16 protein-coding genes, 1 tRNA gene and 1 riboswitch are annotated in these 12,651 nt (G+C 69.2%); of the genes, 12 read left to right on the forward strand and 5 right to left on the reverse strand.

Annotated elements, in window-relative coordinates; all coding sequences use genetic code 11:
- Positions 1 to 11 precede the first annotated feature (11 nt).
- The 4 genes from ACFY5C_RS21135 to rdgB all read left to right on the forward strand — a co-directional run bounded on the left by ACFY5C_RS21135 (position 12) and on the right by rdgB (position 2,427).
- A complete protein-coding gene (locus ACFY5C_RS21135) occupies positions 12 to 245 on the forward strand; it encodes a PTS glucose/sucrose transporter subunit IIB (protein WP_328427381.1) in 234 nt (77 codons plus the stop codon).
- Between the two features lie 129 nt (positions 246 to 374).
- The gene (rph, locus tag ACFY5C_RS21140) at positions 375 to 1,112 is read left to right on the forward strand and encodes a ribonuclease PH (RefSeq protein WP_389446679.1); all 738 of its coding nucleotides are present in this window, start codon (positions 375 to 377) and stop codon (positions 1,110 to 1,112) included.
- Positions 1,113 to 1,263: 151 nt separating this feature from the next.
- Positions 1,264 to 1,668 (forward strand): hypothetical protein, encoded by a 405-nt coding sequence (locus ACFY5C_RS21145; protein WP_389446370.1) that lies wholly within the window; start codon positions 1,264 to 1,266, stop codon positions 1,666 to 1,668.
- Between the two features lie 156 nt (positions 1,669 to 1,824).
- Positions 1,825 to 2,427: an RdgB/HAM1 family non-canonical purine NTP pyrophosphatase gene (gene rdgB, locus ACFY5C_RS21150; RefSeq protein WP_389446371.1), complete on the forward strand. Its 603-nt coding sequence runs from the start codon at positions 1,825 to 1,827 to the stop codon at positions 2,425 to 2,427.
- A gap of 54 nt (positions 2,428 to 2,481) precedes the next feature.
- Here rdgB and ACFY5C_RS21155 read toward each other — a convergent pair.
- The 3 genes from ACFY5C_RS21155 to ACFY5C_RS21165 form a co-directional block, all read right to left on the reverse strand.
- Positions 2,482 to 2,565: transfer RNA gene (locus ACFY5C_RS21155), tRNA-Leu, on the reverse strand.
- Complete coding sequence (locus ACFY5C_RS21160) at positions 2,544 to 3,239, reverse strand: HNH endonuclease (RefSeq protein ID WP_389446373.1); 696 nt, start codon at positions 3,237 to 3,239, stop codon at positions 2,544 to 2,546. The genes ACFY5C_RS21155 and ACFY5C_RS21160 overlap by 22 nt, the downstream gene beginning before the upstream one ends.
- The gene (locus ACFY5C_RS21165) at positions 3,239 to 3,898 is read right to left on the reverse strand and encodes an HNH endonuclease signature motif containing protein (RefSeq protein WP_389446375.1); all 660 of its coding nucleotides are present in this window, start codon (positions 3,896 to 3,898) and stop codon (positions 3,239 to 3,241) included. Before ACFY5C_RS21165 ends, ACFY5C_RS21160 begins: the two co-directional genes overlap by 1 nt.
- Positions 3,899 to 4,046: 148 nt before the next feature.
- On the opposite strand from ACFY5C_RS21165, the gene ACFY5C_RS21170 reads away from it, so the two are divergent.
- Complete coding sequence (locus ACFY5C_RS21170; RefSeq protein WP_389446377.1) at positions 4,047 to 4,589, forward strand: GNAT family N-acetyltransferase; 543 nt, start codon at positions 4,047 to 4,049, stop codon at positions 4,587 to 4,589.
- Here ACFY5C_RS21170 and bcp read toward each other — a convergent pair.
- Positions 4,570 to 5,037: a thioredoxin-dependent thiol peroxidase gene (gene bcp / locus ACFY5C_RS21175; RefSeq protein ID WP_389446379.1), complete on the reverse strand. Its 468-nt coding sequence runs from the start codon at positions 5,035 to 5,037 to the stop codon at positions 4,570 to 4,572. The genes ACFY5C_RS21170 and bcp overlap by 20 nt on opposite strands.
- Positions 5,038 to 5,132: 95 nt before the next feature.
- Here bcp and ACFY5C_RS21180 point away from each other — a divergent pair, with 95 nt between their 5' ends.
- The 3 genes from ACFY5C_RS21180 to ACFY5C_RS21190 all read left to right on the forward strand — a co-directional run bounded on the left by ACFY5C_RS21180 (position 5,133) and on the right by ACFY5C_RS21190 (position 6,365).
- Positions 5,133 to 5,462: a DUF3618 domain-containing protein gene (locus ACFY5C_RS21180; protein ID WP_328427386.1), complete on the forward strand. Its 330-nt coding sequence runs from the start codon at positions 5,133 to 5,135 to the stop codon at positions 5,460 to 5,462.
- Positions 5,463 to 5,517: 55 nt separating this feature from the next.
- Positions 5,518 to 5,874 carry a co-chaperone GroES gene (locus ACFY5C_RS21185; RefSeq protein ID WP_328427387.1) on the forward strand — a complete coding sequence of 119 codons (357 nt, stop codon included), beginning with the start codon at positions 5,518 to 5,520 and terminating at the stop codon, positions 5,872 to 5,874.
- 73 nt (positions 5,875 to 5,947) lie between these two features.
- Positions 5,948 to 6,009, forward strand: a riboswitch (guanidine-III (ykkC-III) riboswitch).
- A gap of 35 nt (positions 6,010 to 6,044) precedes the next feature.
- Positions 6,045 to 6,365 (forward strand): multidrug efflux SMR transporter, encoded by a 321-nt coding sequence (locus ACFY5C_RS21190; RefSeq protein WP_031478377.1) that lies wholly within the window; start codon positions 6,045 to 6,047, stop codon positions 6,363 to 6,365.
- 12 nt (positions 6,366 to 6,377) lie between these two features.
- On the opposite strand, the gene ACFY5C_RS21195 is transcribed toward ACFY5C_RS21190, so the two are convergent.
- Complete coding sequence (locus ACFY5C_RS21195; RefSeq protein ID WP_389446381.1) at positions 6,378 to 8,774, reverse strand: transglycosylase domain-containing protein; 2,397 nt, start codon at positions 8,772 to 8,774, stop codon at positions 6,378 to 6,380.
- A 238-nt stretch (positions 8,775 to 9,012) separates the two neighbouring features.
- Here ACFY5C_RS21195 and ACFY5C_RS21200 point away from each other — a divergent pair, with 238 nt between their 5' ends.
- The 4 genes from ACFY5C_RS21200 to ACFY5C_RS21215 all read left to right on the forward strand — a co-directional run bounded on the left by ACFY5C_RS21200 (position 9,013) and on the right by ACFY5C_RS21215 (position 12,570).
- On the forward strand, positions 9,013 to 9,813 hold the full coding sequence (locus tag ACFY5C_RS21200) for an ABC transporter permease (RefSeq protein WP_389446681.1): 801 nt from the start codon (positions 9,013 to 9,015) through the stop codon (positions 9,811 to 9,813).
- A gap of 91 nt (positions 9,814 to 9,904) precedes the next feature.
- Complete coding sequence (locus ACFY5C_RS21205) at positions 9,905 to 10,669, forward strand: ABC transporter permease (protein ID WP_389446683.1); 765 nt, start codon at positions 9,905 to 9,907, stop codon at positions 10,667 to 10,669.
- Between the two features lie 35 nt (positions 10,670 to 10,704).
- Entirely contained in the window at positions 10,705 to 11,718 is a 1,014-nt protein-coding gene (locus ACFY5C_RS21210; RefSeq protein WP_389446684.1) for an ATP-binding cassette domain-containing protein, read from the forward strand.
- A 33-nt stretch (positions 11,719 to 11,751) separates the two neighbouring features.
- Positions 11,752 to 12,570: a DUF1707 domain-containing protein gene (locus tag ACFY5C_RS21215; RefSeq protein WP_389446383.1), complete on the forward strand. Its 819-nt coding sequence runs from the start codon at positions 11,752 to 11,754 to the stop codon at positions 12,568 to 12,570.
- The last annotated feature ends 81 nt before the right edge of the window (positions 12,571 to 12,651 follow it).

The following is a 12,651-nucleotide window of genomic DNA, read 5'->3' on the forward strand; positions in this document are numbered from 1 at the left end:
GGAGAAGGAACATGGCCAGCAAGGCTGAGAAGATCGTCGCCGGGCTCGGCGGCATCGACAACATCGAGGAGATCGAGGGCTGCATCACCCGGCTCCGCACCGAAGTCAGCGACCCCTCGCTGGTGAACGAGACCGCCCTGAAGGCCGCCGGCGCCCACGGTGTCGTGAAGATGGGCACCGCCATCCAGGTCGTCATCGGCACCGACGCCGACCCGATCGCGGCGGAAATCGAAGACATGATGTGAAGCGCGGGCATCGTCCCGGGCTTCAGCCCCTGACGGCCCCCCGCTCCACCACTGAGGGCCCCTTCCCACCACGGGAGGGGCCCTTCCCCATGGGGGGCTAGGCTCAACGCCATGGCAGCAACCTCCTCAATTCCCCGAATCGACGGCCGCACCCCCGAGCAGCTCCGCCCGGTCACCATCGAACGCGCCTGGAGCAAGCACGCAGAGGGTTCCGTCCTCGTCTCCTTCGGCGACACGAAGGTCCTGTGCACCGCCTCCTTCACCGAAGGCGTCCCGCGCTGGCGCAAGGGCAGCGGAGAGGGCTGGGTCACCGCGGAGTACGCCATGCTGCCCCGCGCCACCAACACCCGCGGCGACCGCGAATCCGTCCGGGGCAAGATCGGCGGCCGTACACACGAGATCAGCCGCCTCATCGGCCGCTCCCTGCGCGCCGTCATCGACTACAAAGCGCTCGGCGAGAACACCGTCGTCCTCGACTGCGACGTCCTCCAGGCCGACGGCGGCACCCGCACCGCCGCCATCACCGGCGCCTACGTCGCCCTCGCCGACGCCGTCTCCTGGGCCCAGGGCAAGAAACTGATCAAGCCCGGCCGCAAGCCGCTCACCGGCACCGTCAGCGCCGTCTCGGTCGGCATCGTCGGCGGCGTGCCGCTCCTCGACCTGCGCTACGAGGAGGACGTCAAGGCCGACACCGACATGAACGTCGTCTGCACCGGCGACGGCCGCTTCGTCGAGGTCCAGGGCACCGCCGAGGCCGAACCCTTCGCCCGGGAAGAGCTCAACTCCCTGCTGGACCTGGCAGTTTCGGGCTGCGTGGAATTGGCGGGCCTGCAGCGCAAGGCTCTTGATACGGTCCTCGAAAAGTAAAGGCCGCACCAAGAAGAGCCGCAGCTCCGGGCAACCGCGCAGCCCCTCCCGGCGTCACTAGGGGTACGGGCGTACAGCACACCGCTGTGCGCCCGGCCAGTGACCAACGGGGGCCCTGCGAGGCCTGAGAGCCGGGAGGGGAACGTCAACCATGGCCACGAGCCGACGCCGCCGAAGCCGAATCGCCATAACCGCCGCAGCCATTGCGGCAGTCGGGCTGACGGCAGGGCTGACCACCGGCTGCGATGCCGTCAACAAGGCGCTGGACTGCGTACAGACCGCCGAGACCATCGCGGACAGCGTGACCGAACTCCAGCAGGCCGTGGACAGCGCGTCGAACGACCCGACGCAGATCGACGAGGCCATTCAGTCCATCGGGGACAACCTCGACAAGATCGGCAGCAAGACGGACAACGCCGACCTCGACAAGGCGACCCAGGACATGCGCGAGGCGCTGCTCGAGGTGCAGGGGGCCGTCCAGAACGGCGACAAGACCCCTGACGTCAGCGGGGTCACCGACGCGGCGGGCGAGCTGACAAAGGTCTGCACGCCGTAACGCCGCGCCGGCTGGGCGGGTGCGTCTCGTCCGCCGGGTTGCGGTGGTGGGCGGCTGCGGGATTTGTTGTGGCTGGTCGCGCAGTTCCCCGCGCCCCTGAGGTCGCCTCCGGCGCCCTCGTTGGGCCCGTCCGACGGCCCCGGGATACTGGTCCCCATGACCCGCCTCATCCTCGCCACCCGCAACGCCGGAAAGATCACCGAGCTCAGGGCGATCCTCGCCGACGCAGGCCTGCCTCACGACCTCGTCGGCGCGGACACCTACCCGGACATCCCCGACGTCAAGGAAACCGGCGTCACCTTCGCCGAGAACGCCCTGCTCAAGGCCCACGCCCTCGCACAGGCCACCGGCCTGCCCGCCGTCGCCGACGACTCCGGTCTGTGCGTCGACGTCCTGAACGGCGCCCCCGGCATCTTCTCCGCCCGCTGGGCCGGCCGGCACGGCGACGACAGGGCGAACCTGGAGCTGCTCCTCGCCCAGCTGGGCGACATCGACGACGCCCACCGCGGCGCCCACTTCGCCTGCGCGGCGGCACTCGCCCTGCCGGACGGCACCGAACGGGTGGTCGAGGGGCAGCTGCGGGGCGTCCTGCGGCACGCCCCGGTGGGCACGAACGGCTTCGGCTACGACCCGATCCTCCAGCCGGAGGGCGAGACGCGGACCTGCGCCGAGCTGAGCCCCGAGGAGAAGAACGCGATCAGCCACCGGGGGGAGGCGTTCCGGGCGCTGGTGCCGGTGGTTCGGGAGTTGTTGGGCTGAGGCCCACACGGAAACGGCCTGCGCATCGATCCTTCGATTCGCAGGCCGTTCATGTGCGGCGGAAGGGATTCGAACCCTCAAGCCCTATCAGGGCCACAGGACCTAAACCTGCTGTGTCAACCGTTGCACCACCGCCGCTCGGTGCCTGCCATCGTACCGGGCGGTGCTTGATGCCTCTTCCCTCCTCTGCACCAGGTGCTCGTGACGGCATGACAGTTCGGGCAGAGGAGCCGCAGGTTTTTGCGCCGGTCGTCGCTCCGGTCCCCGTTGATGTGATCGACCTCCAGTGTCATGGGCTTGCCGAGCCACTCGGGGCCCAGCCCGCACCGGGCGCACTCATCGGCAACACCGACTTCCAGAAGTGCACGACGCAGCCGCTTGGTCGTTGTCCGGTGTGTGCCGCTGTGCTGGACCAGCACCTCCTGCGGGGGTTTGGCGTTCACTGGCGTTCTGCCGCGTTGATGGGCCTGCCCCAGGAAGTGCGCGGTCGAGATCTCGTGCTCGGCGATCCACTTGTGCAGCTGGGTGCGCTGGGTGCCGTTGCCCGGGCGGTTCAGGCGGCGCAGTACTTCTGCGATGGAGGTCGACTCGCGTACCGCCGCACGCAGTTCGCGCTCTGTGGGGCGCGGGCGCCTGCCGCACGGGCGGAAGTGCGAGATGTCGATGCCGAAGTGAGCGAAACGTCCGACGAGGTAGCGACGGAGACTCCCGTACGGTCGGGTGCCGAAGAAGGCGATGACCTCGTCGATGTCGTGACACGCGCGGGCTGCTTCGATCAGTCCCTCACGGGGGTACTGGGTGCCGCTGGTCATCAGGCCCGGCCCCTGGCGCCCCGCTTGCCGCGCCCTCGGTAACTGTCGGTTGTCGAGTGGCAGTTGGGGCACAGCAGCCTCAGGTTCCCGATCCGGTTGTTCCGCCAGTTGCCGTCGATGTGGTCGACCTCAAGAGGAAGCGGCTCGCCGAGCCACACCGGTTCGATCGAGCACAGAGCGCAGCACTGCGCGACGCCCAGCTCGCGCATGGCCCGCTTGAGTCGGCTGCTCGGTACGCGCGTGGCCCCAGCCGAGGTGTCCTCGACGAGGATCTCCCCGGCCGTCCGGCGGCGCTGATTGTTCCGCTGCCGCTCAGTGCGGGCCGCCGGCGTGAAGTGCGAGGTGTCGAGGCCATAGGCCTTGATGCGTCTGGAGATGTTCGAGTGGTGACCTCCGACCACGTCGAGCCCGAGCCTCCGCAGAACCTCGTTGACGCTCCTCGACGCCGCGACCACCGGCTCGAGGATCTCCCTCGTCCACTTGGCGCCCTCCCGCTCGAAGTGCGAGATGTTCACCCCGAGCTTCTTCATCCGCTCGTGGATGTACCGCCGCTTCCAGCTCTTCGGGTCCACCTCCAACCTCGCCAAGGCCTCCGACAACGTCCGAGCCCCCCGAGCCGCCTCCTCCAACCGCTCCTTCGTGTACACGCTGCTCCCCATGGCCCCGCCTCCGTCCTCGGCCGCATGTTCATGGCTCGCACGGAGCAACGAACCGTTTATCGGACGGTCACGGCAGGGCTGATATGGTGTGGATCACCAGGCAAGCCTTCCGGGCTCGGGCAACCGAGCGCCCCGGGAGGCTTTTTTCATGACCATTCACCCAGCGCAGCCCAGCAGGCGTACCCCACCCGGCGACATAACGGTCCGTCGAGCCGCTCCCGCCGACCGCCCCGCCGTCGAACGGCTATGGCTGATGTTCAGGCACGACATGTCGGAGTTCGGCGGGCACCTGCCCAACCCGGACGGGACGTTCCGCAGGGAGCGGCTGGAGGCTGCCTTCAGTGGCTCCGCCGACTGGGCGCCGTACCTCGTCAGCAGTGGCGAGAGTGCTGCCGGGTTTGCGTTCGTGCGCGGTCTCACCGGGCCCGTACGCGTGCTGAACAGCTTCTTCGTCGTGCGCGGACTCCGGCGTACGGGAATCGGGCTGCAAGCCGTTCGGGACGTCGTCGCCCTGCATCCGGGGCGTTGGGAGATCGCCTTTCAGGACGCCAACAGGGGCGCGGTCCTCTTCTGGAGGCGTGTTGCGCAGGAAATGGCCCCGGGAGTATGGAAAGAGGAGCGCAGGCCAGTGCCGGGGCGGCCTGACCTGGCCCATGACCTCTGGGTTTCGTTCAGATACCCAAGTCCTTGATGATCTTCGCCACGTGTCCCGTCGCCCGCACGTTGTACAGGGCTCGCTCGACCTTGCCCTCCTCGTCCACGACGATCGTGGAGCGGATGACGCCCATGTAGGTCTTGCCGTAGTTCTTCTTCTCGCCGTAGGCGCCGTAGGACTCGGTGACCGTCTTCTCGGGGTCGGCCAGCAGCGTGACCTTCAGGGACTCCTGCTCGCGGAACTTGGCGAGCTTCTCCGGCTTGTCGGGGGAGACGCCGATGACGTCGTAGCCGGCGCCGGCCAGCAGCTCCAGGTTGTCCGTGAAGTCACAGGCCTGCTTGGTGCAGCCGGGGGTCAGGGCGGCCGGGTAGAAGTAGACGATGACCTTGCGGCCCTTGTGGTCCGACAGGGACACGTCGTGGCCGTCGGCGTCGGGCAGGGTGAAGGCGGGGGCCACGTCCCCCGGCTGGAGTCGCTCGCTCATCGAACCAGCGTAACCGGGGAGCCTGACGGTGCGGTCCGGCGTGGAACTGACAGACTGTCCGGAAACAGCATCAGCTTCACTTCGGAGGCCGTACGGTGGCGGACACGTCGGACACCAGAACCCCGGCGCAGATCGAGGCGGACATCAAGGCCCGTCGCGCTGTGCTGGCCGAGACGCTCGACGAGATCGGGGTGCGGGTGCACCCGAAGACGATCGTCGGCGACGCCAAGGCCAAGGTCGTCTCGAACATCGATCACACGCTCGGGCGGGCCTACGTCGAGGTCAACCGGGCCATGAGCGATGTGCGGGCCAAGTTCACCGATGAGGAGGGCGCGCCCCGGCTGGAGCGGATCGTGCCCGTCGCCCTCGTCGCCGTCGGTCTCGTGGGCCTGCTGGCCCTCGGCACCCGGCGGCGCAGGGGCTGAGGGGCGGCGGACCCGGCGGCGTACGCAGGCGGCAAAGGCAGGTAGGTTCAAAGGCGTGAGCGCCAACAGAAACGAGCACAGCACCCACCACGACAAGCTGCCCATCCGGATGCTGCACGACCGGGTACTCGTGCGGCAGGACACCAGCGAGGGCGAGCGGCGTTCCGGTGGTGGCATCCTGATCCCCGCCACCGCGGCCGTCGGCCGTCGGCTGGCCTGGGCCGAGGTCGTCGCGGTGGGGCAGAACGTACGGACCGTGGAGGTGGGTGACCGGGTGCTGTACGACCCGGAGGACCGCGCCGAGGTCGAGGTGCGCGGGGTCGCGTACGTGCTCATGCGCGAGCGTGATCTGCATGCCGTGGCCGCCGACCGGTTCGAGGGGTCGGAGGACTCGACGGGCCTGTACCTGTAGCGCGGCTGTACCTCTGATTCAACGGCCAGAGGGGCTGGTGACCGTCGTCACCAGCCCCTCTCGCTGTCTGTTTGCTAGCTTTGAAGGAGCCCGACGAGACGCGCCGTACCGGGATGTACGCAAAGACGACGCACCCCCGCTCACGTCGTCACGTCTCGGAGGTGCCTGTCATGGCCTGGGTTCTGCTCGTCGTCGCCGGTCTGCTCGAGGTCGGCTGGTCGATCGGCATGAAGTACACCGACGGTTTCACGCGGCTCGTCCCGAGCCTGTTCACCGGTGTCGGCATCGTAGCCAGCATGCTGTTGCTGTCGTACGCGGCGAAGTCCCTGCCCATCGGTACCGCTTACGGCGTGTGGGTGGGCATCGGCGCGGCCGGGGCGGCGGTGGTCGGAATGGCGGTGCTGGGGGAGCCGGTCACCGCCGCGCGGATCTTCTTCGTCTGTCTGCTGCTGGTCGCCGTGGTGGGTCTCAAGGCGACCAGCGGTCACTGAGCCCGGGGGCTCTCACTGCCGGCGGGTCGTACTCAGCGTCCCGGCCGTGTTCCCGGACGTCCCGCCGCCTCCGCCGGTGTCGGTCCCGTCCGTGGTGCCGCCGTCCGTCGTGCCCCCGTCTGTGGTGCCGCCGTCGGTGGTCCCGCCCGTGGTGCCGCCGTCCGTCGTGCCCCCGTCTGTGGTGCCGCCGGTGTCGGTCCCGCCGGTCGTGCCGCCGTCCGTCGTGCCGCCGTCTGTGGTGCCGCCGGTCGTGTCGCCCGTGGTGCCGCCGTCCGTCTGACCGGGCGTCTCGCCGCCGGTCTGGCCCTCGGTGTCCTGGCCGCCGGGGGTCGGCTCCCCGGTGGTGCCGCCGTTGTCCTGTTCGCCGGTGCCCTCGTCGCCCCGGGTCGGGTCGGTCGTCGGGTACTGGGGCACGTCGGAGCCCTCCTGGAGTTCCAGGTCGAAGTCGCTGACCGGCTTCCCCTTCAGCGCGTCCTCGGTGTACTGGGCCCAGATCTCGGTGGGCGCCCCGCCGCCGTTGATGCGGTCCAGGCCCATCGCGCCGTACAGCGACTTGTGCTTGGCCGTGACCGGGTCCTGGCCCATGACGGAGACGACGGTGGCGAGGTCGGGGGTGTACCCGGCGAACCAGGCCGCGGTGTCCTCCTCCGCGGTGCCGGTCTTGCCCGCCGCCGGCCGGCCGGCGGCCTGGGCGGCGGTGGCGGTGCCGTTGTCGACGACGCTCTGCAGGACGGACGTCGTGGTGTCGGCGGCCTCGCGGCTGATGACCTGGGAGGTCTTGCGCTCGGGCAGCTCGATCACGTCGGCGCCGTCCTTGGTGACCTTCTCGATCATGGTGTACGTGCCGTGCTTGCCGTGGTTGGCGAGCGTCGCGTAGGCCTCCGCCATGTCCAGCACGCTGGCGGTGGCGGTGCCGAGCGCGATCGACGGGTACGGATGGAGGTCGGGGGTGCCCTCGGGCAGGCCGAGCTCGACCGCGGTGTCCTTCACCTTCTCGGGGCCCACGTCGACGGCCATCTGCGCGTACACCGAGTTGACGGACTTGTCGGTGGCCTCGCGGACGCTGATGTCGCCGTAGGAGACGTCGTCCTCGTTCGCGGGGTCGTAGCTGCCCGTCCAGCCCTGTACCGGGCGCTTGTTGGTGCCGTCGTAGATCGTGTTCGGGGTGATCCGGCGGCCGTCCTGCGTCGTCGAGCCGTTCTCCACGGCCGAGGTGAACACGAACGGCTTGAAGGTGGAGCCGACCTGGAAGTCCCGGCGGGTGGCGTTCGGGGTGTACTGCTTCACGTAGTCGATGCCGTTGTACATCGCGACGACCTTGCCGGTCTTCGGGTCGACGGAGGCGCCGCCCGCGCGGACGTAGGTGTCGACCTTGTTCTTCTTCTTGTCCAGCTTCGACATCAGCTGGTCGTTGACGGCGTCGACGAAGGCGTCCTGCCGGTTCTTCTGCAGGGTGGTGGTGACGCGGTAGCCGCCGGCCTGCAGCTCCTCCGCGCTGACGATCTTGTTCTGGGTCAGATAGTCCTTGACGATCTGCACGATGTAACCGCGCTGCCCGGACAGGTTGGTGGAGGTCGTCGCCTCCTTCGGCATCGGGAACTTGATGCCCGCCCGCTTCGACTCGCTGAGCCAGCCCTTGGTGACCATGCCGTCCAGGACGTAGTTCCAGCGGGCCAGGGCCGCGGACTTGTTCTCCGGGTGGGCGACGACGTCGTACTCGCTGGGCGCGTTGACGAGGGCGGCCAGGTAGGCGGCGCGGCCCGGGTCGAGGTCCTTGGCGTCCATGCCGTAGTAGGCCTGGGCGGCGGCCTGGATGCCGTAGGCGTTGCGGCCGAAGAAGCTGGTGTTGAGGTAGCCCTCGAGGATCTCGTTCTTGCTCTTCTCGCGGTCCAGCTTGATCGAGATGAAGAACTCCTTCACCTTGCGGGTGACGGTCTGCTCCTGACGCAGGTAGTAGTTCTTCACGTACTGCTGGGTGATCGTGGAGCCGGACTGCTTGCCCTTGCCGGTCGCCGTGTTCCAGCCGGCGCGCAGCATCGCCTTCGGGTCGATGGCGGACTCGGTGTAGAAGTCGCGGTCCTCGGCGGCCAGGATCGCGTGCTGGGCGTCCTTGGACATCTGCGCCAGGGTGACGTTCTCCCGGTTGACCTGGCCGTCGCGGGCGATCACCGATCCGTCCGCGTACATGTACACGTTGGCCTGCTTGGTCGCGAGCGCGTTGGCCGGCGGGATCTTGACCAGGGAGTAGCCCAGGAAGAACAGCCCGAACAGCAGCAGCGTGCCGATGACGAAGGTGCTGAGCACCATCCGCCAGGTCGGGATGATCCGCCGCCAGCCCGTCCTCTTCGGCCGCCTGGGCTTGTCGTTCGGCTGCTGGGCCTGCCCCTGCGGCTGCGGCTCGTCACTCATCTCGTGCACGGACTCCTGTTTCGCGTCGTACGTTCCCGTACGCCTCGTACGCCTAATGCGCCCCCATTGCTGAAGACTCTCGCACTGGGCGTTCCGTTCCCGGAAACCGGCGCGTGTCTGCGGAAAGTGAGCAGACTCTCGCGCCGGGAGCGGTCCGGAAATTGGCTGGCAGCCCCCGCTGCGCGCGCACTAGGCTCCTGCGCTTCGGTGCCGGGCGCGGGCGAGGAGGGCTGTGGATGTGGGATCGGGGCGGTTGTACCTAGCCGTCGCGGTGGGCGGGTTCAGAAGGTACGCGACCTATCGGGCGGCGACGGCGGCCGGGGTTTTCACCAACACGGTCTTCGGCGTGATCCTCGTCTACACCTATCTGGCGCTGTGGGACGAGAAGCCGCATCTCGGCGGCTACGACCAGACCCAGGCCGTCACCTATGTGTGGCTGGGCCAGTGCCTGTACGCGACGCTCGCCATCCAGGGCGGCGGCGCCGAGAAGGATCTGATGCAGCGTATCCGCACCGGTGAGATCGCCGTCGACCTGTACCGGCCGGCCGACCTCCAGCTGTGGTGGCTGGCGGGCGACGTGGGGCGGGCCCTGTTCCAGATGCTCGGGCGGGGCGTGATCCCGTTCGCGTTCGGCGCGCTCTTCTTCCCGATGGCGCTGCCGGCGGACGTCACCCGTTGGGCGGCCTTCACGGTCACACTCCTGCTCGCCACCCTCGTCAGCTTCGCGATCCGCTATCTGGCGGCCCTGAGTGTGTTCTGGCTGATGGACGGCATGGGCGTCAACCAGGCTCTGATGATCACGGGGATCTTCTTCTCGGGCATGGTGCTGCCCCTGAACGCCTTCCCGGGCGCCTTCGGCGAGATCGTGCGGGTGCTGCCCTGGGCGGCGCAGCTGCAGATGCCGGCGGACGTGCTGATGGGGGAGACCGACCCGCTGCGGGCGTACGCGTTCCAGGCGGCGTGGGCGGTGGTGCTGCTGGCGGCCGGGCGGCTGGTGCAGTCGGCGGCCACACGGCGGGTGGTGGTGCAGGGTGGCTGAGATCTCCGGGGTCACCAAGGTGCCTGGGGCCCGTGACGGCTCGGTGTCCCGGGCCGGTGAGGGGCTGCGGGCCTACCGGCTGATCGCCGGGATGTGGATCCGGTCCGCCATGACCTACCGCGCCTCCTTCGTCGTCACGGTCTTCGGCAACCTGCTGGTGACCGGCCTGGACTTCGTGGCGATCCTGCTGATGTTCTCGCAGGTCGACTCGCTGGGCGGCTGGTCGCTGCCCGAGGTCGCCTTCCTGTACGGGCTGTCCGCGACGGCGTTCGGGATCGCCGACCTGACCTTCGGCTCGATGGACGTCCTCGGCGGCCGGATGCGCGACGGCTCGTTCGACACGCTGCTCGTGCGGCCCGTCCCGGTGCTGGCCCAGGTCGCCGCGGACCACTTCGCGTTGCGCCGCCTCGGCCGGATCACCCAGGGCGGTCTGGTGCTGGGCTGGGCGCTGCTGGCCGTCGACGTGGACTGGACGGCGGCGAAGGTGCTGCTGGTGCCGGTGATGGTGGTCTGCGGCGGGGTGATCTTCTGTGCCCTGTTCGTGGCGGGGGCGTCCTTCCAGTTCCTGGCGCAGGACGCCGCCGAGGTGCAGAACGCGTTCACGTACGGCGGCACCACGCTGCTGCAGTACCCGCCGACGGTGTTCGGGACGGACTTCGTGCGCGGGGTGACGTTCGTGCTGCCGCTCGCCTTCGTCAACTGGGTGCCGGCCTCCTATGTGCTGGAGCGCCCGTATCCGCTCGGCCTGCCCCCGTGGTCGGCCTTCGCGTCGCCGTTGGTGGCGGCGGTGTGCTGTGCGCTGGCCGGCCTGGCGTGGCGGGCCGGGCTGCGGTCGTATCGGAGTACGGGGAGTTGAGGACAGCGGTGGAGGGCATGGGCGGTATGAGTGCCATGGACGGCACGGTGGACGCGTTCATCGAACTCGACGGCGTCGAGAAGGTCTTCGACGTGCGCAAGAAGACCGGTTTCCTGAAGCGGGAGCGGCGCCAGGTACGGGCCGTCGACTCGATCTCCTTCCGCGTCGCACGCGGCGAGATGGTGGGCTACATCGGGCCGAACGGCGCCGGCAAGTCGACGACGATCAAGATGCTGACCGGCATCCTGACCCCGAGCGGGGGCCGGCTCCGGGTCGCCGGCATCGACCCGTCCCGCGAGCGGATGCGGCTTGCGCACCGGATCGGGGTGGTGTTCGGGCAGCGTACGACGCTGTGGTGGGACCTGCCGCTGATCGACTCGTACAAGCTGATGCACCGCATGTACCGCATCCCGGACGGCCGTTACCGGGAGAACCTCGACCGGCTCGTCGAACTGCTCGACCTGGGCGCGCTGTTGGACGTCCCGGTGCGTCAGCTCTCCCTCGGGCAGCGGATGCGCGGCGACATCGCGGCGGCGCTGCTGCACGACCCCGAGGTGGTGTACCTGGACGAGCCGACGATCGGGCTCGACGTGATCTCGAAGGCGAGGGTGAGGGAGTTCCTGCGGGAGCTGAACGGGGAACGCGGCACGACGGTGCTGCTGACCACGCACGATCTGCAGGACATCGAGCAGTTGTGCTCGCGGGTGATGGTCATCGACCACGGGCGGCTGATGTACGACGGCCCGCTCGCCGGGCTGCACGAGGTGGGGGAGAGCGAACGCACGCTGGTCGTCGACCTGGAGCGGGAGCTGCCGCCGATCGAGGCGCCGCCCGCACGGGTGGTGAAGGTGGAGGGGCCGCGGCAGTGGCTGGCGTTCCCGGCGGCCGAGTCGGCGGCGGTGCTGGTGGCGCGGATCGCGGCGGAGTATCCGCTGGTGGATCTGTCGGTGCGGGAACCGGACATCGAGGCGGTCATCGCGAAGATGCTGCACTCACTGGGGGACGCCCCCGAACCCCCGCCCGGACAGGCTGAGCGGGCGATCTCGTAGCCCCCTGGCCGGGGTTACTCGTAGGCTGACCGCATGAGCGACGAAGCCCCGGAGCTGCGTGCCTCCGACGCCGATCGTGAACGAGTTGCCGAGGTCCTGCGGGACGCCCTCGCGGAGGGGCGGCTCGACATGGAGGAGTTCGAGGAACGCCTCGACGCGACGTACCAGGCGCGTACGTACGGCGAGCTGGCGCCGATCACCCGGGATCTGCCCGTCGGCACGGTGGCCGTTCCCAAGGTCGACATGGTCAAGAAATCCGAGGACTGGGACGGGAGTTGGGCGGATCGGATCGTCGGCGGCGAGGGGTCGTCGACGGGGGGTGTCGCCGTGATGTCGGGGTTCCAGCGCAAGGGGCGCTGGACCGTGCCTCGGCGGTTCAACTGCTTTGCCTTCTGGGGCGGCGGGGAGATCGATCTGCGCGAGGCCAACTTCGCGGACCGGGAGGTCGTGATCAACTGCGTCGCCATCATGGGCGGGATGCAGGTGACCGTGCCGCCCGGGGTCGAGGTCGTGGTGCGGGGGTTCGGGATCATGGGCGGGTTCGACCACCGGGAGGAGGGCGTGCCGGGCGATCCGGGCGCCCCTCGTGTGATCGTGACCGGGTTCGCCTTCTGGGGTGGCGTGGGGGTGGAGCGCAAGCGCACGCGCGAACAGCGCCAGGAGCTGCGCGAGGAGCGGCGGCGGGAGAAGCTGGCGCGACGCGAACAGCGGCGGGAGTTGCGGGCGTCGATCCGGGAGGAGCAGCACGAGGCGCATCGCGAGATGCTTGAGGACCATCGGGACATGTGGCGGCATGCGCATGGTGACCGCCAGGATCGCGGAGCACGGTCGCGGGAGCGGGACGAGGACTGAGCGCCGTCGGCCGCGTGGCGCCCGGCGCAAGGACTGAGGAGGGGCGAGGACGCTCGCCCACGCGGGCGGGGCGCCGCCCTC

The sequence above is a fragment of the Streptomyces sp. NPDC012935 genome, assembly GCF_042900345.1.
Lineage (GTDB): Bacteria > Actinomycetota > Actinomycetes > Streptomycetales > Streptomycetaceae > Streptomyces.

Coding starts and splice junctions, on each gene's coding strand:
- ACFY5C_RS21165 (WP_389446375.1), bottom strand. CDS start 3,898: ATGGGGAGCAGCGTGTACACGAAGGAGCGGTTGGAGGAGGCGGCTCGG.
- ACFY5C_RS21145 (WP_389446370.1), top strand. CDS start 1,264: ATGGCCACGAGCCGACGCCGCCGAAGCCGAATCGCCATAACCGCCGCA.
- ACFY5C_RS21205 (WP_389446683.1), top strand. CDS start 9,905: ATGTGGATCCGGTCCGCCATGACCTACCGCGCCTCCTTCGTCGTCACG.
- ACFY5C_RS21210 (WP_389446684.1), top strand. CDS start 10,705: ATGGACGGCACGGTGGACGCGTTCATCGAACTCGACGGCGTCGAGAAG.
- ACFY5C_RS21215 (WP_389446383.1), top strand. CDS start 11,752: ATGAGCGACGAAGCCCCGGAGCTGCGTGCCTCCGACGCCGATCGTGAA.
- ACFY5C_RS21190 (WP_031478377.1), top strand. CDS start 6,045: ATGGCCTGGGTTCTGCTCGTCGTCGCCGGTCTGCTCGAGGTCGGCTGG.
- bcp (WP_389446379.1), bottom strand. CDS start 5,037: ATGAGCGAGCGACTCCAGCCGGGGGACGTGGCCCCCGCCTTCACCCTG.
- rdgB (WP_389446371.1), top strand. CDS start 1,825: ATGACCCGCCTCATCCTCGCCACCCGCAACGCCGGAAAGATCACCGAG.
- ACFY5C_RS21170 (WP_389446377.1), top strand. CDS start 4,047: ATGACCATTCACCCAGCGCAGCCCAGCAGGCGTACCCCACCCGGCGAC.
- ACFY5C_RS21160 (WP_389446373.1), bottom strand. CDS start 3,239: ATGACCAGCGGCACCCAGTACCCCCGTGAGGGACTGATCGAAGCAGCC.
- ACFY5C_RS21135 (WP_328427381.1), top strand. CDS start 12: ATGGCCAGCAAGGCTGAGAAGATCGTCGCCGGGCTCGGCGGCATCGAC.
- ACFY5C_RS21195 (WP_389446381.1), bottom strand. CDS start 8,774: ATGAGTGACGAGCCGCAGCCGCAGGGGCAGGCCCAGCAGCCGAACGAC.